Source organism: Blastomonas natatoria (genome assembly GCF_003201955.1).
Lineage (GTDB): Bacteria > Pseudomonadota > Alphaproteobacteria > Sphingomonadales > Sphingomonadaceae > Blastomonas > Blastomonas natatoria.
In genome coordinates this window covers 168,217-189,412 of the sequence record NZ_QJJM01000002.1, presented here as the reverse complement: position 1 = coordinate 189,412, position 21,196 = coordinate 168,217, and the positions used below count along the sequence as shown (strand labels likewise).

The 21,196-nt window shown below is 63.2% G+C and carries 16 protein-coding genes and 1 pseudogene; 8 read left to right on the top strand and 9 right to left on the bottom strand.

Annotation, left to right across the window (positions count from 1 at the left end; genetic code table 11):
• On the top strand, positions 1 to 726 hold the full coding sequence (locus C7451_RS03455; protein WP_110297582.1) for an ABC transporter ATP-binding protein: 726 nt from the start codon (positions 1 to 3) through the stop codon (positions 724 to 726).
• On the top strand, positions 723 to 3,254 hold the full coding sequence (locus tag C7451_RS03450; RefSeq protein WP_110297581.1) for an ABC transporter permease: 2,532 nt from the start codon (positions 723 to 725) through the stop codon (positions 3,252 to 3,254). Before C7451_RS03455 ends, C7451_RS03450 begins: the two co-directional genes overlap by 4 nt.
• Positions 3,255 to 3,333: 79 nt before the next feature.
• Here C7451_RS03450 and bchJ read toward each other — a convergent pair.
• The 6 genes and pseudogenes from bchJ to C7451_RS03420 all read right to left on the bottom strand — a co-directional run.
• Positions 3,334 to 3,831, bottom strand: a pseudogene (bchJ, locus tag C7451_RS20175) (bacteriochlorophyll 4-vinyl reductase); the annotation flags it as partial.
• Between the two features lie 31 nt (positions 3,832 to 3,862).
• Entirely contained in the window at positions 3,863 to 5,482 is a 1,620-nt protein-coding gene (gene bchE, locus C7451_RS03440; RefSeq protein WP_110297579.1) for a magnesium-protoporphyrin IX monomethyl ester anaerobic oxidative cyclase, read from the bottom strand.
• 113 nt (positions 5,483 to 5,595) lie between these two features.
• Positions 5,596 to 6,465 (bottom strand): sterol desaturase family protein, encoded by an 870-nt coding sequence (locus C7451_RS03435; protein WP_110297578.1) that lies wholly within the window; start codon positions 6,463 to 6,465, stop codon positions 5,596 to 5,598.
• Between the two features lie 268 nt (positions 6,466 to 6,733).
• Entirely contained in the window at positions 6,734 to 8,308 is a 1,575-nt protein-coding gene (locus C7451_RS03430) for an anti-phage dCTP deaminase (RefSeq protein ID WP_244181552.1), read from the bottom strand.
• Positions 8,309 to 8,696: 388 nt separating this feature from the next.
• On the bottom strand, positions 8,697 to 9,536 hold the full coding sequence (locus C7451_RS03425; RefSeq protein ID WP_167398411.1) for a phasin family protein: 840 nt from the start codon (positions 9,534 to 9,536) through the stop codon (positions 8,697 to 8,699).
• Between the two features lie 174 nt (positions 9,537 to 9,710).
• Positions 9,711 to 11,531 (bottom strand): PHA/PHB synthase family protein, encoded by a 1,821-nt coding sequence (locus C7451_RS03420; protein ID WP_110297576.1) that lies wholly within the window; start codon positions 11,529 to 11,531, stop codon positions 9,711 to 9,713.
• Positions 11,532 to 11,814: 283 nt separating this feature from the next.
• Between C7451_RS03420 and C7451_RS03415 the strand changes: the two genes are divergently transcribed.
• From C7451_RS03415 to C7451_RS03390, 6 genes are all read left to right on the top strand, one after another.
• Complete coding sequence (locus C7451_RS03415; RefSeq protein WP_060980279.1) at positions 11,815 to 13,026, top strand: LL-diaminopimelate aminotransferase; 1,212 nt, start codon at positions 11,815 to 11,817, stop codon at positions 13,024 to 13,026.
• A gap of 107 nt (positions 13,027 to 13,133) precedes the next feature.
• Entirely contained in the window at positions 13,134 to 13,826 is a 693-nt protein-coding gene (locus tag C7451_RS03410; RefSeq protein ID WP_244181551.1) for a winged helix-turn-helix domain-containing protein, read from the top strand.
• Between the two features lie 85 nt (positions 13,827 to 13,911).
• Entirely contained in the window at positions 13,912 to 14,601 is a 690-nt protein-coding gene (locus C7451_RS03405) for a glutathione binding-like protein (RefSeq protein WP_110297575.1), read from the top strand.
• Between the two features lie 130 nt (positions 14,602 to 14,731).
• Positions 14,732 to 15,358, top strand: a complete 627-nt coding sequence (locus C7451_RS03400; RefSeq protein ID WP_110297574.1) for a 2-hydroxychromene-2-carboxylate isomerase — start codon at positions 14,732 to 14,734, stop codon at positions 15,356 to 15,358.
• Positions 15,355 to 16,152, top strand: a complete 798-nt coding sequence (locus C7451_RS03395) for a crotonase/enoyl-CoA hydratase family protein (protein ID WP_110297573.1) — start codon at positions 15,355 to 15,357, stop codon at positions 16,150 to 16,152. Before C7451_RS03400 ends, C7451_RS03395 begins: the two co-directional genes overlap by 4 nt.
• A gap of 236 nt (positions 16,153 to 16,388) precedes the next feature.
• Positions 16,389 to 16,820, top strand: coding sequence for a DUF7684 family protein (locus C7451_RS03390; protein WP_110297572.1), 432 nt, complete (start codon positions 16,389 to 16,391; stop codon positions 16,818 to 16,820).
• A 358-nt stretch (positions 16,821 to 17,178) separates the two neighbouring features.
• Here C7451_RS03390 and C7451_RS03385 read toward each other — a convergent pair whose 3' ends face one another.
• From C7451_RS03385 to C7451_RS03375, 3 genes are all read right to left on the bottom strand, one after another.
• The gene (locus C7451_RS03385; RefSeq protein WP_110297571.1) at positions 17,179 to 18,615 is read right to left on the bottom strand and encodes an amidohydrolase; all 1,437 of its coding nucleotides are present in this window, start codon (positions 18,613 to 18,615) and stop codon (positions 17,179 to 17,181) included.
• A gap of 214 nt (positions 18,616 to 18,829) precedes the next feature.
• Positions 18,830 to 19,846, bottom strand: coding sequence for an SDR family oxidoreductase (locus C7451_RS03380; RefSeq protein ID WP_110297570.1), 1,017 nt, complete (start codon positions 19,844 to 19,846; stop codon positions 18,830 to 18,832).
• A gap of 250 nt (positions 19,847 to 20,096) precedes the next feature.
• Positions 20,097 to 21,152 (bottom strand): methyltransferase domain-containing protein, encoded by a 1,056-nt coding sequence (locus C7451_RS03375; protein ID WP_110297569.1) that lies wholly within the window; start codon positions 21,150 to 21,152, stop codon positions 20,097 to 20,099.
• Between the last annotated feature and the right edge of the window lie 44 nt (positions 21,153 to 21,196).

Sequence of the window (21,196 nt, the reverse complement as noted above, 5' to 3'; positions counted from 1 at the left end):
ATGCACGATACGCTCACGCGGCCGCAAATTGCCCCCCATATTGCTATCGCCGCCCGCAATGTCACCCTCTCGCTGGGCGAGGCAGGCCATCAGACGCAGATTCTGAAGGGCATCGATCTGGAAATCCCGCTGGGTCAGTCGGTGGCGCTGTTGGGCCCTTCGGGATCGGGCAAATCCTCGCTGATGGCGATCCTGTCCGGGCTGGAGCGTGCGAGCAGCGGCGAGGTGCGCGTGGGCGGAGTGGATTTCGGGCCGATGGACGAGGATGGCCTGGCGCGCGCGCGGCGCGGCCGCATCGGCATCGTATTGCAGGCCTTTCACCTGCTGCCGACGATGACCGCGCTGGAAAATGTCGCCGTGCCGCTGGAGCTGGCCGGGATTGCCGATCCCTTCGGCACCGCGCAGCGCGAGCTCGAGGCAGTGGGGCTTGGCCACCGCGTCACCCATTATCCCAGCCAGCTTTCGGGCGGTGAGCAGCAGCGCGTCGCCATCGCGCGCGCCATGGCACCGGGGCCGGAGATCATCTTTGCCGACGAGCCGACGGGCAATCTCGACGGCGCGACCGGTGAAGCGATCATCGACCTGCTGTTTAGCCGACAGCGCGCGAGCGGGGCGACGCTGTTGATTATCACCCACGATCCGTCGCTCGCGACGCATTGCGACCGCGTGATCGAGATGCGCGACGGGCTGATCGTCGCCGATCGTGCGGGTGGCGCTGGCGCATGACCTGGGCGCAGATATGGCGCATCGCGCGACGTGACCTGTCGGGACGGTTTCGCGGCCTCAGGCTGCTGATCATCTGCCTGTTCCTGGGCGTGGCGACGCTGGCGACGATCGGCAGCCTCACCGCCTCGATCACCGGCGAGCTGTCGCAGCGTGGGCAGGTCATTCTGGGCGGCGATTTCGAGGTGACCATGTCGCAACGCATGGCGACCGAGGCCGAGCTCGCCGCGTTCGAGCGCGACGGGCTGGTCTCAGAAACGGTACGCATGCAGGCCATGGCACAGCGAACCGGCCCGCGCGCGCAGGGGACCGGTCCCGATGCGATCCTGGCCGAGTTGAAGGGCGTGGACTATGATTATCCGCTTTATGGCACGCTGACGCTGCAATCGGGCACATACGGCCCCCTCGATCCTGCTAGCGCCGTGATCGGTGCAGGGCTGGCCGACCGGCTCGACCTCAAGCCCGGCGACAGGATCCGCTTTGGAGAGGCCGAATTCACGATCAGCGGCATCATCGTCGACGAACCCGACAGGCTGGGTGAGGGCTTCACGCTCGGCCCGGTCGCGCTCGTGTCCGACCTCGGCATTCAGCGCACCGGGCTGATCCAGCCGGGCAGCATGTATGAAGCGAAATACCGTGTGAAGGTCGGCCCGCTGGCCGATCCGGCGCAATCGATCGAGCGGTTGAAGGCAGAGTTTCCCGAAGCAGGCCTGGAACTGCGCGACCGCGAACGGGGCGCACCGGGGACGGCGCGCTTCATCGAACGCATGGGCCAGTTCCTGTCGCTGGTGGGGCTCGCGGCCCTCGTGATTGCAGGCATCGGCGTCGGCAATGGCGTGGCATCGTATCTCGCCACCAAGCGCCAGGGCATCGCCACGCTCAAGATTCTGGGCGCGGGTTCGGGCGACATATTGAGGATATACCTCGTGCAGATCCTCGCGGTGTCGGCGCTCGCCATATTGGGCGGGCTTGTCGCGGGCGCGCTGATCCCGCCTGCGATCATCGCAGCGGCGGGCGATGTGCTGCCGGTCAAGCCGGGCTTTGCGATCCATCCGCTACCGCTGGCGGTGAGCGCTGCCTATGGCCTGCTGATCGCGTTCATCTTCGCGCTGCCGCCGCTGGCGCGCGCGCGGCATGTGCCCGCAGCAGGGCTGTTCCGATCGCTGATCGAGGGCAATCGCTGGCCCGATCGTGCGACGCTGATCGCGGTCGGCGTGGGCATTGCAGGCATCGTCACGCTGGCGCTGGTGACCGCGCGCGAGGCGGTGTTCTCCGCCTGGTTCATGGCGGCGGCGACCGGCGTGCTGCTGATGCTCGCCGGCATAGGCTGGGCGATCCGCTGGGCCGCCGCGCGCCTGCCGCGTCCCAAGGCTCCGTTGCTGCGGCTGGCGCTCGCCAACCTCCACCGTCCGGGCGCGCAGACCGGGCAGCTCGTGGTGGCACTGGGGCTGGGCCTCACCCTGTTCGTGATCCTTGCGGGCATCCAGACCAGCCTGACCAACGAGATCACCCGCACTGTGCCCAAGGAAGCGCCAAACCTGTTCGTGCTCGACGTGCCGGTGGCGCGGGGCGAGGAGTTCCGCCGGACGGTCGAGCAGGCCGCACCCGGGGCGAAGGTCAACGCGGTGCCCTCGCTGCGCGGGACGATTACCGGCTACAAGGACATCCGCGTCGCCGATCTCAAGGACATTCCGGAGAACGCCTGGGTGCTGCGTGGCGAGCGGGGGCTGACCTACGCCGAAACCCTGCCGGAGGGGAGCGAACTGGTCGAGGGCAAATGGTGGCCGAAAGGCTATGACGGACCGCCGTTGGTCTCGGTCGATCGCGAGATGGCGCGAATCCTCGATCTGAAGGTCGGCGACAGCCTGACCGTCAGCCTGCTGGGGCGCGAATTCACCGCGAAGATCGCCTCGCTTCGCCAGATCAACTGGGACACGATGGGTTTCAACTACACTATGGTGTTCAGCCCCAACACGCTGCGCGATGCGCCGCACAACCTCGCCGCGACGGTCTCGCTCAAGGGCATGGCGGACGCGGACGTCAAGGAGCGCGCCGTCAGCAAGGCGGTGCTCGCCGGGTTCGCCTCAAGCTCGGTGATCGAGGTGCGCGACGTGATCGGCCAGGTGACGACGATCCTGACGCAGGTCGCCACCGCCATTGCCGCCGCCGGGTCGATCGCGATCCTCTCCGGCATCGCGGTGCTGATCGGCGCGATCGCCGCCAGCCGTCAGGCGCGCATCTATGACAGCGTGATCCTGAAGACGCTGGGCGCGACGCGAAGGCAGATCCTGTCGGCCCAGGCGCTCGAATATGGCCTGCTCGCCGCGCTGCTGGCGCTGGTCGCGCTCGCGCTGGGGCTGACCGCTGCCTGGTATGTCATCACCCAGATCTTCAGCTTCAACTGGGCACCCGACTGGCCGGTGGTGCTGATGACTCTGGGTGGAGGCGCGCTGCTGACGCTGGGGCTGGGGATTGCCGGATCGCTCCCCGTGCTGGCGGCGCGGCCCGCGCGGGCGCTGCGCCAGTTGTGACCGGCGCGATGCGATAGTGCCAGCGCGAGGGATAGCGCGGATCGGGCGCGGCACCGGTGCAGCCTGACCGCGCGCGCACCAGCCGCGAATAGAGCCGCGCGAAAACGTGCGCATACCATAGGAACAGGGTGTCGGGCGGGTCGGTCGCATCGCCTGAGCGGGACCGGTCGATGATGAAATGCCATGGCCCGGTGACGGTGAAATGCCCTGCGCCTACGAACGTCCAGGCGTGCCGCTCGATGGCACGCATCAGCAGCCGCGCGGCGAGGGGGGCGGGGAGCCAGCGCAAGGCCATCGCGGCAAGGCGCGGGATGCGGTGGGCGATGATATAGTCCGCCGTGCCGATTGCTGCCGCCTCGGCGATCTGCTCCGCCGCGTCCGGGTGCAGTATCGCCAGCGCCTGATGCAGGCGCAGCGCCTCGGCTTCCGCGATCATCGTCTCGCCCGAGGGGAGCGCGTCGATGCCCGCCACCTCCAGGACCTCGCGCGCCGCGTCTGCGCCGATCGTGCCCTCCATCGCCCATGCCAGTTGCAGCACGGCATTGGGACCGATCAGCGCGCCCGTGTGCGCCTGCACACTGCCAGCGCGCGAGGGAGCGTCAGCCACCTCACTCGCCCTTCGGCGCTGCACTCAGCTCGATGCGATCCCTTGCGCGCTCCTTCATCTGCGCGCGGACGGCAGCGCGGCGTTCCCCGGCACGCGCGGCGCGGTCCGCCGCCGTTTCCCAGTCGGTCGCGGCATTCTCGACCGCGATGCGCTTCTCGTCGAAATGGAAGTCGACGCTCTTCGCGGTCTGCGGCCCCCAATAGCCCGCCTTGCCCAGATCATAGAAGGTGCGGCGGAAGCCCGCGCGCAGGAACGCATAGAGGCAGCCCAGCAGATAGCGCCGCCGGAAACCGGTGCCGCGCCAGGGATAATGGAACAGGGCCTTGCGCATGTAGAATCGGCGGTAATTGGCCATCACGCGGTCGAGCAGCTCGCCGCGCTCCATCGCTGCGGGTTTCATGATCGGGGTGACGAAATTGTACTTGCTGAAATCATGGACCTCGACCTTGTCCTTCAGCTCCTCGAACAGCGGGGTGAACGGCCAGGGCGTGTACATCGACCAGTTGGCGAGGTCCGGCTGCCAGTCCCAGGCCATGCGCCAGCTTTCCTCGAGCGTCTCGGCCGTCTCGTTCTCGAGGCCCACGATGAACTGCGCCTCGACGAAGATATCGGCCTCGCGCAGCAGGCGGATCGCGGTCTTGTTCTCCTCGACCTTGGTTTCCTTGTTGAACAGGTCGAGCCGCATCTGCGCCGCCGCCTCGGTGCCGAGGCTCACATGCACGAGCCCTGCGGAGCGATAGAATTTGAGCAGCTCCTTGTCGCGATAGATATCGGTGACGCGGGTGTTGATGCCCCATTTCACCTTGTCCGGCAGGCCGCGATCGATCAGCTCCTGGCAGAATTCGATGAATTTCTTGCGGTTGATCGTCGGCTCCTCGTCGGCGAGGATGAAGAAGCCGACGCCGTGCTTCTCGTGTAGCTCCTCAATCTCGTCGACGACCTTCTTGGGATCGCGCACGCGATAATCGCGCCAGAATTTCCATTGCGAACAGAAGCTGCAGGTGAACGGACAGCCGCGCGCCAGATTGGGGATGGCGACGCGCGTGCCGAGCGGGATATAGGTATATTGCTTCCAGTCGAGAATGTCCCAATCGGGCTTCAGGCTGTCCATGTCCTTGATCGTCTCGGCCGCCCTGGTCGCGACGATCGCATCGCCCTCCCGGTACGCGAGGCCCGCGATCTCGCCGCGCTCCTCGAGATAGCGCCCGCGCTGGATCGCGCCGAACAGCTCGACCGCGATATTCTCGCCCTCGCCGCGGACAATGACATCGATATGCGGCGCTTCTACCAGCACCTGCTTGTACATGAAGGTCGCATGCACCCCGCCCAGCACGCGCACCGCGTGCGGCACGGTGAGCGCGGCGATCTCCAGCACGCGCTCGGCCGCATAGATGCTGGGCGTGATCGCGGTGGTGCCGACGAGATCGGGCTGAAGCGCTGCCATGCGTGCGGCGAGATCGTCATCCGACACCCCTTCGGTCATCGCGTCGATGAAATGGATGTCGTCAAAGCCGGCGCGCCGCAGCGGCCCGGTGAGATAGGCCACCCAGGCGGGAGGCCATGTCCCCGCAATCTCAGCCCCGCCCGAACGATAATTGGGATGCACGAACAGGATACGCATGGGGCCCCTCCGGAGACTCGGGGGAGATGCCCCGTCATGTCAGAGCATGCGGGAGGGGCAGGGTGCGATCATTGAGGTGGATCAAAATTCCGGTAGGGGCCGCCGACCCCTGGTCACGCCCCTTCCGGGCTAGCGGGGGGCTTTTCTGGCGAAGGTGGCCGCACCCCCGCCATCTCCCCGATCATCCGCGCCCACTCGCGGAACGGGTACATCCACAGCGCGACGAAATCGGTATCGGGTACGCCCGCGCTCCTGGCGCCCATGGGCGCATCGATCACGTGCGGCGCGCGATAGGTGCCGAACATCCAGTCGTAGATCGGCAAGGCATTGGCCAGATTGGTGTTATAGGCAGGCTCGGCATCGAGATGGTGCCAGCGGTGGAAGCGCGGGCTGGCAATGACCATGCGCAAGGGGCCATGGTCCCAGTCCAGCGGCGAATGGACATAGGCCGAATGGATCAGCACCGCGAGCGTGCTGGCTGCGGCGGCTGCGGGTGGCAGGCCCATCCAGCCGATCATCCCCAGTGCGAACAGCCGCATCACCACCGCCTCGAGCAGATGGATGCGCCACTGGGTGAGGCCGTTCACATGCGTGTCGCTATGGTGAATGGCGTGGATCGGCCAGCCCCAGCGGCTGTGCAGCCAGCGATGCGACCAGTAGAGCCAGAATTCCTTGGCGACAAAGGCGATGACCACCAGCAGCGGGAACGGCACATCCTGCCAGACCGAGGACGGCAGGCCCGGCAGGCCGAGCGCCTCATAGGCCATGAGGAAGCCGGCAGTCGCCAGCGCCAGCCAGGGCAGCAGCAGCAGGTTGGTCAGCCAGAACAGCACGCTGACCCCGCTATTGGCCAGCGCCTTGCGCGACACCCACGCCCGATATCCGCCGACCAGCGCGACCAGCAGCGTGACCGCCGCCGTGCCGACGATCACCTGGAAGGATCGCAGCTCCCATAACCGCATCGGATCGAGCGAGAATTCCAAGCACCATCTCCGCTGGAGGTTGCGATGGTGTGTAGCGTGGGTGTTCTCAACAAATCATTTACCGGTGCGCCACGAAGGCCCGGTGAGATAGGCCAGCCAGGCGCGAGGCCATGTCCCCGCATTCTCCGCCCCGCTTAACCGATGATGGGATGTACGAACAGATACGCATAAGGCCCTCCGAGAATCGGGCGTGGCATGCCCCAGTACGTCAGAGGGTCCGGGGCGGGGAAATTATTGAGGTGGAGCTGATTTGATTTTTATTTAGCCACTATGGTGATATGGATTGGAATTGGCCGAGCAGTAATCCGTATTCCCATTTTTCAAGATCGACATAAGTTGGGACGGGAACGTCAATCATCGGTCTTGGGACGTTCGCATACCATTCCACAGCAATTCCATCCTTTTTTCTGCGGCCTTTTTGGAATATGTCTCTGTATCGGTACGGTGATATTCCCAGAAATGGTAAATAAGATACGCGTTCGCTGCTTTCGTTTTCGATCTCTATTTCATTCTCGTGAAGTTCTTTGGCCTTACTTTTTGGATATGGTTCCATATAGATGACTTTTGATATACCTGATGCGAGTATATGCTTTGTGCAATTGTGGCATGGAAAAGTGGTGCAATAAAGTGTCCCCCCTTTTATTGATCGACCAAGTCGAGCGGCATCGCAGATGGCGCACATCTCAGCGTGGACGACGCGGCCATATTCGGTCAGATCAGTGATCTGGGCACCATGTAACGCACCTTCACCGGTTTTTGGATCAGCGCCACGTTTTTGGGTGAGTCGGTCCACAATATCAGAAGAGGATCCAATATTTTTAGCTTCCTCAGAGAGCATACCGCCTCGGAGTAGCCTTTCTAGGAGATCACGAATAACTTCGCGCTTCAAGATATCGTTCGGATCGTGTCCCATTTTTATGTCACGAAAATCAGGTTCTTCGCCATCCCAATAGGTTCCTCCAAAGGCTTTGGGGACCTCGTTGCAACCTTGGGTGATTAGTTCTCCATCGTGAGTGAAAATGGCCGCGCCTACTTGTCGGGATAGGTCGCTTGAACGCAGGGAGGCAGATTTTGCCGCGTACATTCCATACTCTGATTTTGTAGGAGCTATATCTGATTTGCCAAATAAAGCTTCGATAAAGCGAACAGTTTTATCTTCCATTTCCTTCTTATTTATTCCATCGATAAAAACATCCGCACGATGAAAAGTTTCACGCAAATGCTGGCCATGAACGTCTCCGTCTTCATTCATATCTCGATGTATGAGCTTGTCAGCCTTTGCACTGATTTCATGTTCAGGTACATCAAGCTGAAGCGATCTTTTCAATTTTTGCTCGATAATACGCTTTCGCTGATCGGCGGATCCATAAGCAGAGATAAGGACGAATTGTCGCCCATAAACTTTACGCATGAGATCGACTTCTTCAGGTCGTTTTAATTGTCGAATCAAATAAGCAGTTTTGGCTGCTACCCGATCCTCTGGGGGAATCTGGTCGGGCTGTTCATCTGATTGATTCGGGCTACCGAGTGATGCCCTGTGCTGCCGGATAGCTCGCATTGCAAATCGCATCAGTGTGTCAGCTGATTGATACCGACGGCATACCGCGCTTGCGTGGTCCATCTTGTATGACATCACCGATTCGTAATCGGCGCTCTCGGGTCTGATAACGTCGGTGATCTCTTCGTCGATCTCTGCGGTGATGCGGATGGGCACGGTGAGGTAATCGACTGATTGTAATGCGGCTGTGAGTGTTTGCGAGATTGCGTCAATATCAATCCCGATTGGGCCAGCAATGCCAAACACCAGCTCCGGGTGCGAAATTGCGTTCGGCTCGTCTGACATTCTGTTCCTTTCGTGATTTTCGGCTGGAAAATTTCATGGGTTTCAGGCATCCAAAACCCGACGGAAAAAGGGAGACGAAAAATGACTGACAGAGATCAACGCACTCTGGATGTCATAGACGAAGTTTCTCGTACTGCCGACCGATTAGCTCGACGAATGGGCGGGCAATATGTGTTGGACGGTAAATGGCGTAGCGCGCTTGACGAGCAAAGGCGCCATCCTCCCTGCGTAGAAAATAGAGCTTCTGCTTGAACTATAGCCACTTTTCTTAAACACGCCAATAACTCAAATCTAACACTCAGCGGTGTGTTGAACAATAGCACACAAAAAAGCCGCCCCGGTTGCCCGGAGCGGCTTTCTGATTTCCCAGTGGGAAGGGGCGTAAGGGTTACGCGGCCTTCTTGAAGCTGTCGACTGCGACGCTGACGCGGTTCGAGATCGGCTGGAACACGTCGCCGGCCAGCTTGATGAACGCTTCGCTGTTCTTCGAGGTCTGGGCGACGGCGGTGTCGAAGCTCTTCTTGACCAGCTTGGTCTGCAGCTCGATGAACTCGGTCGGCGACTTGACGGTGGTCATTTCCTTGAGCGCCGCGGTCAGCTCTTCAAAGCCCTTCTTGGCGTCTTCGGCATAGGCCTGGCCCATTTCCTGCGCGCCCTTGGCAGCGATCTTGCCCGATTCGACCAGGGCTTCGACATTGCCCTTGTTGAACTCGCTGGCCTGCGAAACCATTTCCGTGCCCTTTTCATAGGCGGTCTTGGCGCGGGTCGACATGTCACCCATCAGGCTCTTCAGGCGCTCGGTCATGGCTTCGGCGGCCTTCTTGGTTTCGGTGGTGATGGTTTCTGCGGTGGTCATGATCTTCGATTCCTTCTCGATTGCGGGTGCGGCGGCCTTTGCGGCGACCGGTGATGCTTTGACTGCGGACTTCTTGGGCGTGGTCTTGGGCTTTGCCGATTTGGCGGCAGGCTTGGCCATCTCTGGTTCCGGGGCCTTGACGACGGGCTTGGCAGCCACCGCCTTGGCCACGGGGGCAGGCTTCGCCGCCACGGGCGCCGGGGTTACGGCATGTGCCGCAGCCGGGGCGACCTTCGGCGCGACCACAGGGTCGGCAGCCTTGGCAGGTTCGGCCTTGGGAGCCGCCGAGGCGGCTTCCGCTTTCGCACTCGCGGCAGCGGCATAGGCCTTGCCGGCGTCCCCGACGGCGGGCGTTTTGCTTTGATCGGACATTGGAATATCACTCTCGTGCTGCTTCATGCTGCACTGCACAATAGTGATCGCCGGGCTTGACGTCAAGGAAAATGTTGCACTGCACAAAAGTGCAAATCTGCTTAGGCCAGCAGGTTCAGGCCTTCGCGGCCATGGCCTTTTCCATAGCCTCTTTGCGCCGCACGCGCAATCGGATCAGCGCGCTTTGACGTAACGGCCCGGCGCATCCTCGATGGCTTTCAGCTTGCCCTTGCCGGGCACGCGCGCGCCCTTGGCCTTGACTGTTTTGGAGCCATGCGCCTTCAGCCAGTCGATCCAGTCGGGCCACCAGCTGCCCTTCGTCTCCTTCGCCCCTGCGACGAAATGCTCGAGGCTGTTCGCGGGCGCGTCGTTGGTCCAGTACTGGTATTTCTGCATCGAGGGCGGGTTGACCACGCCCGCGATATGGCCCGATCCTGCCAGCACGAAGCGGGTGGGGCCGGAAAGCTGCTCGTTCAGCCGCCACACGCTCTCCAGCGGCGCGATATGGTCTTCCTTGCCTGCCTGGATATAGGCCGGGGTCTCGATGAGCCTCAGGTCGATGGGCGTGCCGTCGATCACGATCGATCCGGGGCGGACCAGCCGGTTGTCGCGATACAGGTCCTTCAGATACGACTGGTGCCATTTGGCGGGCAGGTTGGTGGTGTCGCCATTCCAGTGCAGCAGATCGAACGGGGGATAATCCTCGCCGAGCAGATAGTTGTTGATCACATAGTTCCAGATGAGGTCGCGCCCGCGCAGCAGGTTGAATGTCGCGGCCATGTAGCGCCCGTCGAGATAGCCCGCGCTGCCGAGCTGCTCGATCAGCGCGAGCTGCTCGTCATCGACGAACAGGGTGAGGTCGCCCGCTTTTTCGAAATCGACCTGCGCGGTGAAGAAGGTGACCGACTTGACCCGATCGGCCTCGCCGCGCTTCGCCAGCAGCGCCAGCGTGGCGGCCAGCGTGGTGCCCGCGACGCAATAGCCGATGGTGTGGACGCTCGGCACCTCGAGCAGGTCGCGCACGGTATCGATCGCCTCGATCTGCGCCTTGACGTAATCGTCCCAGATCACCTCGGCCATGCTCTCGTCGGCGGACTTCCACGAGACCATGAACACGGTGATGCCCTGTTCGGTCGCCCATTTGACGAAGCTTTTCTGCGGGTTGAGATCGAGAATGTAGAAGCGGTTGATCCAGGGCGGGAGGATGACCAGCGGTGTTTCCACCACCTCCTCGGTCGCGGGGGCATACTGGATCAGCTGGAACAGCGGGCTTTCGTACACCACCTTGCCCGGCGTCACCGCGATATTGCGGCCGAGCTCGAAGGCATCGGGGTCGGTATGGGTGAGCTGGCCCTTGCGCATGTCGGACAGCATGTGGTCGAGGCCCTTCAACAGGTTCTCGCCCTTGCTCTCGACCAGCTTTTCCATGACCAGCGGGTTGGTGAGCGCGAAATTGGCGGGGCTCGATGCGTCGATCATGCCCTTCAGGGCAAAGCGCAGCTTTTCCTTCTGCTTGGGTTCCAGCCCTTCCAGCCGGTCTGCGACGCGCAGCATCTGTTCGCTGACCATGAGATAGCTTTGCTGGATCAGCGCATAGACCGGGTTGTCGTGCCACTGGCGCGCGGCGAAGCGGCGGTCGCTGCGCAGTTCCGGCACCTGCGCCGGGGTCGCGGGCGGGCCGCCCTCATGCTCGGCGATCAGGGCAGGCGGGGTGATCGCGCCGATAAAGCCCTGCCACAAGGTCATGCCGTCGCGCCACATATCGGCCTGCGCATCGAGCATCGCCTGCGGCATCGATCCCATCCAGGCGGGGAGCTTCGCCTGGAACGCCTGCGGATCGGCGAGCTGGGGCAGGTCCTTCTGCGCCATCTGCTGCGCCATGGTCGCGGCGTGTTCCAGCATCATCTGCTGCGCGCGGCCGAACACCCAGGTCCAGTGCTGCATCTCTTCCAGCGTGGGCAGGCCCGGCGGGGTGAAGTCGTTCTCGGCGGACATGGCGGCCTCTCGTTGTCGATGCTTTCGGGTTTACTAGCAGCCACGACACGCAAAGATAAGTCCTTCTAAGTCCTCCCCGAAACGGGGAGGGGGACCATCCGCAGGATGGTGGAGGGGAAGCGTCTGGACGTGCGGCGTGATCTCGCTTCCCCTCCGTCTCGCCTTCGGCGATCCACCTCCCCGTATCGGGGAGGATCGATTCTGCCCGCTTTTGCTCGACACGCGCGCGCACATAGGTCAAGGATGCCGCTCCATTCACGGAGAACTGAAAAGCGAAATCCTTATGTCCGACGAATTCTACCGCATCAAACGCCTGCCGCCCTATGTGATCGCTGAAGTCAATGCGATGCGGGCCGCGGCGCGAGCGGCCGGAGAGGACATTATCGATCTCGGCATGGGCAATCCCGACCTGCCGCCGCCGCCGCACGTCATCGAAAAGCTGTGCGAAGTCGCGATGAAGCCCGATGCGCATGGTTACAGCCAATCCAAGGGCATTCCCGGCCTGCGCCGCGCCCAGGCGAACTATTACGCGCGCCGCTTCAATGTCGAGCTGGACCCGGAGACCGAGGTGGTGGTGACCATGGGCTCGAAGGAAGGCCTGTCGAGCCTCGCCACCGCGATCACCGCGCCGGGCGATGTCGTGCTCGCGCCCAATCCCAGCTATCCGATCCACACTTTCGGCTTCATCATCGCCGGCGCGACGATCCGTTCAGTGCCGACCACGCCGGACGAGAATTACTGGCGCTCGCTCGACCGCGCGATGGCGTTCACCGTGCCGCGGCCTTCGGTGCTGGTGGTCGGCTATCCGTCCAACCCCACCGCAGAGGTGGTCGACCTGGCGTTCTACGAGCGGCTGGTCGCCTGGGCGAAGGAGAACAAGGTCTGGGTCCTGTCCGACCTTGCCTATAGCGAACTCTATTACGATGGCTGCCCGACGCCCTCGATCCTGCAGGTGCCCGGCGCCAAGGACGTGGCGATCGAATTCACCTCGATGTCCAAGACCTATTCGATGGCCGGATGGCGCATGGGCTTTGCCGTGGGCAACCGCCAGCTGATCGCCGCACTGACCCGGGTGAAGAGCTATCTCGATTATGGAGCATTCACGCCGATCCAGGCGGCGGCCTGCGCGGCGCTCAACGGCCCGCAGGATATCGTCCAGAAGAACCGCGAGCTTTATCACAAGCGCCGCGACGTGATGATCGATGCGTTCGGCCGGGCAGGGTGGGACATTCCCGCCCCGCGCGCCTCGATGTTCGCCTGGGCCCCGTTGCCGCCTGCGCTCAAGCATATGGGAAGCCTCGAATTTTCCAAGCAGCTGCTGCAGCACGCCAAGGTCGCGGTGGCGCCGGGCGTCGGCTATGGCGAGGACGGCGAGGGCTATGTCCGCATCGCGATGGTCGAGAACGAGCAGCGCCTGCGCCAGGCGGCGCGCAACGTTAAGCGCTATCTCGCCAGCATGGGCGTCAACACGCCGGGCCAGGCGGTCGGCTCCTGAACCCGGGCCGGCAACCCTCCGTTTCGGAGGCGACTGCGCTCAAACAGATGCAATGAACGCGCTTTAATGTTCTCCGGCACACGGTCTCGTGCGCCGGAGGACAAGCCATGAAGCAAGTTTCCAATCCTGCCCCGGGCGGTGCGCCGCACAGCCAAAATACCGAGGACTCGCGCTGGTTGCTGGCGGGGTCCGATAGCGCGAGCCTGGAGCGGCTTGCGCTGATGCTGACGCGTTTCGGCGTCGATACCCAGCCCTATTCCAGAGATCCCGCCATGGTCCGCCACCGGCGGGTGGTTTGCGACGCCCGGGATCGGAAGCACGCGCGTCTGTGGGCAGCCGAATTGTCCGCGCGTTCGGCGCCGTTGCTGTTCGTCGGTGTCCGCGCGGCCTTCGGGCGGGCCAGTCTGATCGACGCCGGCGCGGCCGATGCCCTTTGCGCGCGCATCGCACCTGGCGAACTCGCTGCCCGGCTCAGGGCCGCAGACCGATTGCACGCCGCCCAGCAAGGACTGGTGCGGCTGGCAGGGTTCGAATTCGATGTCGGCCTGCGACAGGCGCGATGGCAGGGCATGGCGTTGGCGCTGATGCCGCGCGAGTTCGACCTGCTGCTGGCACTGGCGCGGCAGTTCGGTTCGGTCGTCAGCCGCGATGACCTGTTGCGGGCGGTGTGGAGAACCGCCTTCGATCCAGGCACCAACAGCGTCGAAGTGCATATCTGCAAGCTGCGCCGCAGCCTTTCTGTGCTGGAGGGAAGCGCCGAAATCGAAACGGTTCGGCACGGTGGTTATCGACTGGTCTGACTGCCGGTATCTGAGGGGTGACAGGCGGTGCACATTGATTATGGTCGGTTGCAAGACGCAATGCGAATCTGCGTGAGGAGAGGCCGTGATCGATCTGTATTTTGCCCCGACACCCAATGGGTGGAAGATATCGATCATGCTGGAGGAATGCGGGCTGCCCTATACCGTCCGCCCGGTCAATATCGGCGCAGGCGAGCAGTTTGCGCCGGAGTTCCTGAAGATCAGTCCGAACAACCGGATCCCGGCAATCGTCGATCACGCCCCCACTGACGGCGGCGAGCCGGTGAGCGTGTTCGAGACCGGCGCCATCCTGCTCTATCTCGCGGAAAAATCGGGGCAGTTCATGCCGAGCGATCTGCGCGGGCGGTACAGCGTGATGCAGTGGTTGATGTGGCAGATGGGCGGGCTGGGGCCGATGCTCGGCCAGAACGGCCATTTCAAGCTCTATGCGCCCGAGAAACTGCCTTATGCCATCGACCGCTACGAACGCGAGACCGCGCGGCTTTACGGCGTGCTCGACCGGCGGCTGGGCGAGGCGGACTATGTCGCCGGGGCGGAATATACGATCGCCGACATGGCGATCTTCCCGTGGATCATGACGCACAAGCGCCAGGAGATCACGCTCGATGATTATCCGAACATCAAGCGCTGGTATGCGCTGTGCCGCGCGCGTCCGGCGCTGCAGGCGGGGCTTGCGGTGATGAAGAACGCGATCAACCGCAACCCGCAGGCCGATGAGAAGGTGCGCGAGACATTATTCGGGATAAAGTCGTGACCTTCTTGCCCTCTCGTCACCCCCGCAAAGGCGGGGGTCCCGCTTTCTTCACAGGCATCCGGACAAGCGGGATTCCCGCGTTCGCGGGAATGACGAATATCTTCCACTCTCTTGATCGGCGAGCTACGAAATGACCCACGCCATCGAATTCTGCTTCGACCTCTCCAGCCCCTGGACCTATCTCGCATTCCACAACATCCGCCCGCTGGCGGCGCGCCATGGCGCGACAATCCGCTGGACGCCGATCCTGGTCGGCGGTGTGTTCAATGCGGTCAACCCGTCGGTCTATGCCGCGCGCGAGGCCATGGACAGCCCCAAGTTCCGCCATATGGGCAAGGTGATGCGCGACTGGGCACGGCTGGCGGGCGTGGAGCTCAAATTCCCCGCGCCCTGGCATCCATTGAAGAGTGTCAACGCCATGCGCGCCTGCTGCGCGCTGGAGGATGATCAGGCTGCGCTCGAACGCTTCGCCGAAGCCGCCTTCCACGCCTATTTCGTCGAGCAGCGCAATCTTGACGATCCGGCAGAGGTGGCTGCGGTCGCGGAAGCGATCGGGATGGACGGCGCGGCTCTAGTCGCGGCGGCCAGCAGCCAGCCGGTCAAGGACCGCCTGCGCGCCAATACCGAGCGGCTGGTGGCGCGCGGCGGCTATGGTTCGCCCTCGATTTTCGTGCATGGCACCGATATGTATTTCGGCAACGATCAGCTCCCGCTGGTGGAGCAGGCATTAAGGCTCAACGGAGAGGCAGTTTCATGAACGACCGGGTCAGCATCACAATCGAAAACCACGTCGCCGATGTGCGGCTCAACCGCCCGGACAAGATGAATGCGCTCGATCCGGCGATGTTCGACGGTATTATCGGCGCGATCGACCGGCTGGAAAAGGAACCGGGCGTGCGCGCGGTCGTGCTTTCGGGCGAGGGGCGCTCGTTCTGCGCGGGGCTCGACATGGCGAGCTTCACCGCGCCTGCCGGGGGCGGCGACGGTTCGGCTCCGTCGAAGCTCACCGATCGTACCTACGGCAATGCCAACAAGTTCCAGCAGGTCGCGTTCGGCTGGCGCAAGCTGCCGATGCCGGTGATCGCTGCGGTGCACGGCGTGTGCTTCGGCGGGGGCTTACAGATCATGTCCGGCGCGTGCATGCGCATCATCGCGCCCGATGCGCGGTTGTCGATCATGGAGATGCGTTGGGGGCTGATCCCCGATATGGGCGGCTATGCGCTCTGGCGCGGCACCGTGCGTGAGGATGCACTGCGCGAGCTCACCTATACCAACCGCGAGTTCAGCGGCGAGGAGGCGGGGCGGGTCGGCTTTGCCACGCATATCGATGCCGATCCGCACGCGCGCGCGATGGCCATCGCCACCGAGATCGCAGGCAAGAACCCCGACGCCATCCGGGCCGCCAAGGACCTGTTCAACCGCACCCCGGACATGGACACCGACGCGATCCTGATGGAGGAAAGCGAGCTGCAGGAAGACATTATCCGCACGCCCAACCAGATGGAAGCGGTCTTCGCGTTCATGCAGAAGCGGGCTGCGAATTTCAGCTGAAGCGGCCTCCTGTTCTCCGGCGAAAGCCGGAGCCCAGGTGCGATATGGTGTTGCAGCCGCTCTGGATTCCGGCGCTCGCGAGCGCGCTGCAGGAGCGTTGCATTCAGAAACCTCTGTCTTCTCGAGTTTTTGCAACCTCCGCTTCCGGCATTGACTTTACTCGGCACGAATGACGATTTCTGGGTGGTTTGCGGACAAGGGATTGCCGATTGGAACCGTTCCCCTAAGCTGAGCGCATGGGACCGGAATACGTGCATCTGCCTCCAAACGAGACTCCACCACAGCTACCCATCGGGCCGCTTCGGGCAGTCATTGTCTCCGAGACCACGGTGATCGACGACTGGCGCAACAGCATCGCCCAATGGTTGGTAGAAGGCGGTTGCCTGTATGCAATCGCCTGGGGGGCCGAGTGCGAAAAGTGGCATGACGCGGTTGATTGGGCGGTCCTTGAAACCTTTAATTACGGCCACATACCGGATGAAAAGTTCGTCATGACGACGTGGCATTCCGATGAACCAATGTCGGAAGCGCTATGGTTCGCCGGGAACTGTGCGTTTCATCCCTATGTCGAACTGCAACGAACTATGATCCTCCATGTCGCTACGCAAGCGAAACCGGAAGAGCTGATCGCGATTTATGCGGCAAGCCAGATTCTGAGCGGCGATTAATGTAATGTCGACTATGGGGTCGCTTCCTGAACGGCAGGTTTTTTTAGAACGGCTCCATAGCAGCCACCCACATCCGCTCAGCCTGAGCCTGTCGAAGGCCCCGCTATTCGGCCAGCGTGGGCGCGGGTCCTTCGACTTCGCGGGCTTGTCGCCCGCGGCTCAGGATGAGCGGGGGTGGTTAGTCTGGCACCGGTAACGGGACCGCTTAAAGACACACCGCCTTTGCTCGAAAGAACGTCAAAGCTGGCACCGTCGTGATCCTAGGTCAGGCTGCAGTAGTTCGTGCCAGTGCCCAATAAGTCGCCGATGTCCACGACAGGCGCAAACCGACGCTCTCCGGTGAATGAACCGCTGAGCCTCAATCCCGGTAATCCAGCGGCGGTTTGCGATCCCCCAGCAGCGACTGATAGGTATAATCCGGACCCAGCGCTGTCTTGAACGCCGCCGTCGCTTCATCACGCAATGCCGGGTTGGTGTAGAGCTCGATCGCCGCCAGCGTCATCGCTTTCGCCGCGACCTGGGCGCCCTTGAAGCCGATGGTCATGCCGCTTGCCGCTGCAGACTGCCAGCTGTGCGATGACGTTCCCGGAACCCATGTCGCCGCGCGCAGGCCGACCGTGGGGGTGGCGTAGGAGACGTCGCCGACATCGGTCGAGCCATAGCCCAGCGTGACATCATAAGGCTGCACTTCGCTCTGGCTGCCCAAGGGAAGGTCGGGCTTGTCGAAGCTCTGTCGGATACCCTCGGCGAACTTCGTCTCGTCTGCCGTATAGCTGATGCCGCCCACCTGGCGGAGCTTCATGTCCATCATCTTGGCCAGCGGCTCGTTGACCAGCAGCGGGTTGTTGCCGTGGATGATCTCCCATTCGACCTTGGTGCCGGTGCCCTGCGCCGCTCCCTGTGCTGCCGCCTCCAGCCGGGTCCAGATGCGGCGCACCTCGTCGGCATCGGGATGACGGACATAATAGAAGACCTCGGCGAAATCAGGCACGACATTGGGCGCGCTGCCGCCTTCGGTGATGACATAATGCATGCGCGTCTGCTGCGGCACGTGCTCGCGCATCATGTTGGCCATCATGTTCATCGCCTCGACCCCGTCGAGCGCGGAGCGTGCGCGTTCTGGCGCGCCAGCGGCATGCGCGGAAACGCCGGTGAAGCGGAACTTGGCCGAGCGGTTGGCGAGGCTGGTGCGCGCCGCCGCGCTGTTCTCGTCATCGGCATGCCAGTGGATCGAGAAATCGACATCCTTGAACAGGCCTTCGCGCACCAGATAGACCTTGCCGCTGCCGCCTTCCTCCGCCGGGGTGCCATACAGCCGCACCCGGCCCGGGGTGCCGGTGGCCTTGAGCCAATCGCGCACCGCCAGCGCCGCGCCCAGCGATCCCGCCGCGAACAGATTGTGGCCGCAAGCATGCGCCGCGCCCTTGCCGGGAAGTTGCGCCCGCGTCGGCAGCGCGTCCTGATTGATGCCGGGCAGCGCGTCATATTCCGCCAGGATTGCGATGACAGGCCCGCCGCTGCCATATTCGGCGACGAATGCGGTGGGGATGCCCGCAACGTCTGGTGTCACCTTGAAGCCTGCGGTCTTCAGCCGCTCCTGCAGCAGCGCGCTCGACCGCTCTTCCTTGTAGCCGACCTCGGCCCATTCCCAGATCTGCCGTGCGACCTTTGCAGTCTCGTCATAGCGGGCATCGATCGATTGGAGTGTCTGCGCGGTAGCGGCGTCTTCGGCCTCGCCCGCCAGCGCGGCAGAGGGCAGGGCGAGAGCGAGCGTGGCGAGGAGGATATGCTTCATGGATACGGCCCCTTGGGTGAATATGGACGCATCATGTTGAAAGCAAAGGCGGAGCGCAAGGGGCGAAGGTTGGCGCAGACGTCCCTCGACTTCGCTCGGGAACTCGGAAGGTGTGGAAGAGCCGGTGTTCCCGACTATCCCCGTTTGTCCCGAGCCCTTCGGCTGGCTGGCAGGCCAGCCGCTCAGGATGAACTGCGTCGAGGGACGTGAGGCCCTACCGCCAGTCCAGAAACCCGACCTTCACGCAATGGTCGATCATCCGGCGGAAAGCCGCCTCGTCGATGATCGGCGCGTCCATCCCTGCGATCCGCTGCAAGCTATCCCCCGCAAAGCGCGGGCTGCGCAGGAAATAGTCGAAGAATTGCGGTCCGATCCGCCGATGGACCATCCCGGTGCGGCGATCCAGCACCGCCGGATCATAGGCGGCGGGGGCGATCATGCGCGCAGGCACGGTGCCGGGATAATCCGCGACGATCCGCAGCATGTCCGCCATTGCGAATGGTTCTGCCCCGACCAGATGCACCCGCGCGCCGTCAAACGCGGCCATATCCCCAACCAGCGCCATCAGTCCGGCGACGACATGGCAGATCGGCACGATTGCGAACGCTGCTTGCGGTACGGCGGGCACATCGCCCAGCAGCGGCGATCCGAACAGGCGGAACAGGTGGTGGAAGCCGTCGATCCGCGCAATCGCGCCATCGCTCAGGCGTCCGACGATGATGGCGGGACGGGCGATCACGGCAACCAGCCCATCGGCGCGCGCGGCTTCCACCAGAATTTCGGCGCGCGCCTTGCTGGCCTCATAGCCGTTGGTAAAGCTTGCTTGCGGGTCGGCCCGGGCCTCGCCGATCACGCCGTCGGCGCGGCCGCAGACATAGGCGGTGGAGACGTGCAGGAGCGGGCAACCCCATCCCTGTGCCAGGGCGATGGCATGTGCAGTTCCGCCGATGTTCACGGCCTCGTGCACCGTATTGCTAGCGGCAAAATCGACCGTAGCGGCGCAATGGATCAGCAGGTCAATGTCTGTGGGCGGCGCGGCCATCCCGAAGCCCTGCTCCGAGACATCGCCTGACAGAGCGGTCGTTTCGCCGATCCGGTCGCGACCGTCCATGTCGAGCACGTCGCGCCCATCGCCCCGCACCAGCGCGGTGACACGGTGCCCGGCATCGAGCAATGCTCCCGCCAGCGCTCCGCCGACCAGCCCGGTCGCTCCGGTCAGAAAGACGTGCATGGGGCTAACCACCTCCGCTCAGCCTGAGCCTGTCGAAGGCCCCGCGCGAGGGTTTCATGTTTCACTCCGTCATTCCCGCGCACGCGGGAATCTCGCTTTCTTGCCCATGGAGCGCAGAAGCGAGACCCCCGCGTGTGCGGGGGTGACGGGTGAAATTCAGGCGAGGGCTGCGTGCGGCCTTCGACAGGCTCAGGCTGAGCGGGCGTTGGGTGCATCGACTGGATCAGGGCAGGGGAGAAATGGCGACCGCTCAGCAACAGCCCGCCGCGACGGCCCCGTCCTCTCCGGAAGCCTGCGCGAAGGGCAGGCCGCCGCCGCATCCGGCGAACACACCATAATGGGTCGAGAAATCGCCGATGAACTGGAAATGCGGCGCAAAGCGCGTGTCGGCGAGCATCTTCCAGCTGTTGCCGCAGATCGGGAAAATGCGCCCGCGCTCGATCTCGTGATGCTTGTCGAGCGTGAACACGCGCTCCTCGCCCTCGACTGTACCGAGATAGACCACCGCCTGGCCATAATCCTCGCATTCGGGCTCGAGATCGTCCAATTTGAACAACCGATAGGTGGCGGAGAAGAAATCGATACCGTCGAGCATATCGGCAATGCGCGCGTCGCCGATTCCGAGCGGGCGATCCTTGACGAGGCGCGGGTCGGTGAACCCGGCGGCCTTGGCGAGCTTGAGAAAATCGCCCCAATAAAGCGCGCCCGACAGGCATTCGCCGTGCAGCACTGGATCGCTCAGCAGATGCTGTGGCACGCGCCGGCTCGAATAGACGTCGGAGAAATACATCTCGCCGCCGGGCTTCAAGAGCCGGTGCGCATCGGCGAACACCTTGGCCTTGTCCACGACCAGGTTGATCACGCAGTTCGACACGATGATGTCGAAGCTGCCGGGTTCGAGGTCCAGTTGGTCGAGCCTCTCGATATCACCCTCGACAAAGCGGACGTTAGATCTGGCATAGCCGAAACGTTCGCGGTGCCATTCGAGATGCGCGTTGGCGACCGCGAGCTGTTCGGGCGTCGCGTCTACGCCGACGACCTCGCCATGCTCGCCGACCAGCTGCGCCAGGATATAGGCGTCCTGACCCGAACCCGAGCCGAGATCGAGGATCCGCGCGCCTTCGATCGCCGAAGGGGCGATCAGGCCGCAGCCAAAATAGCGCGCCTTCACGTCCGGATGGACATTGGCCAGCGCCTTGATGACCGCCAGGGGAGGGCGCTCCGCCGTGGTGCAGGCATCGGTGCGCAGGTCCGCTGACTCGCTCAGCACCTTGCCATAATATTCGCGCGAATTTTCAAGATTCATGCTGGATTCCCCTGGCCATGACGCACAAACACTAGCCTTGAGGC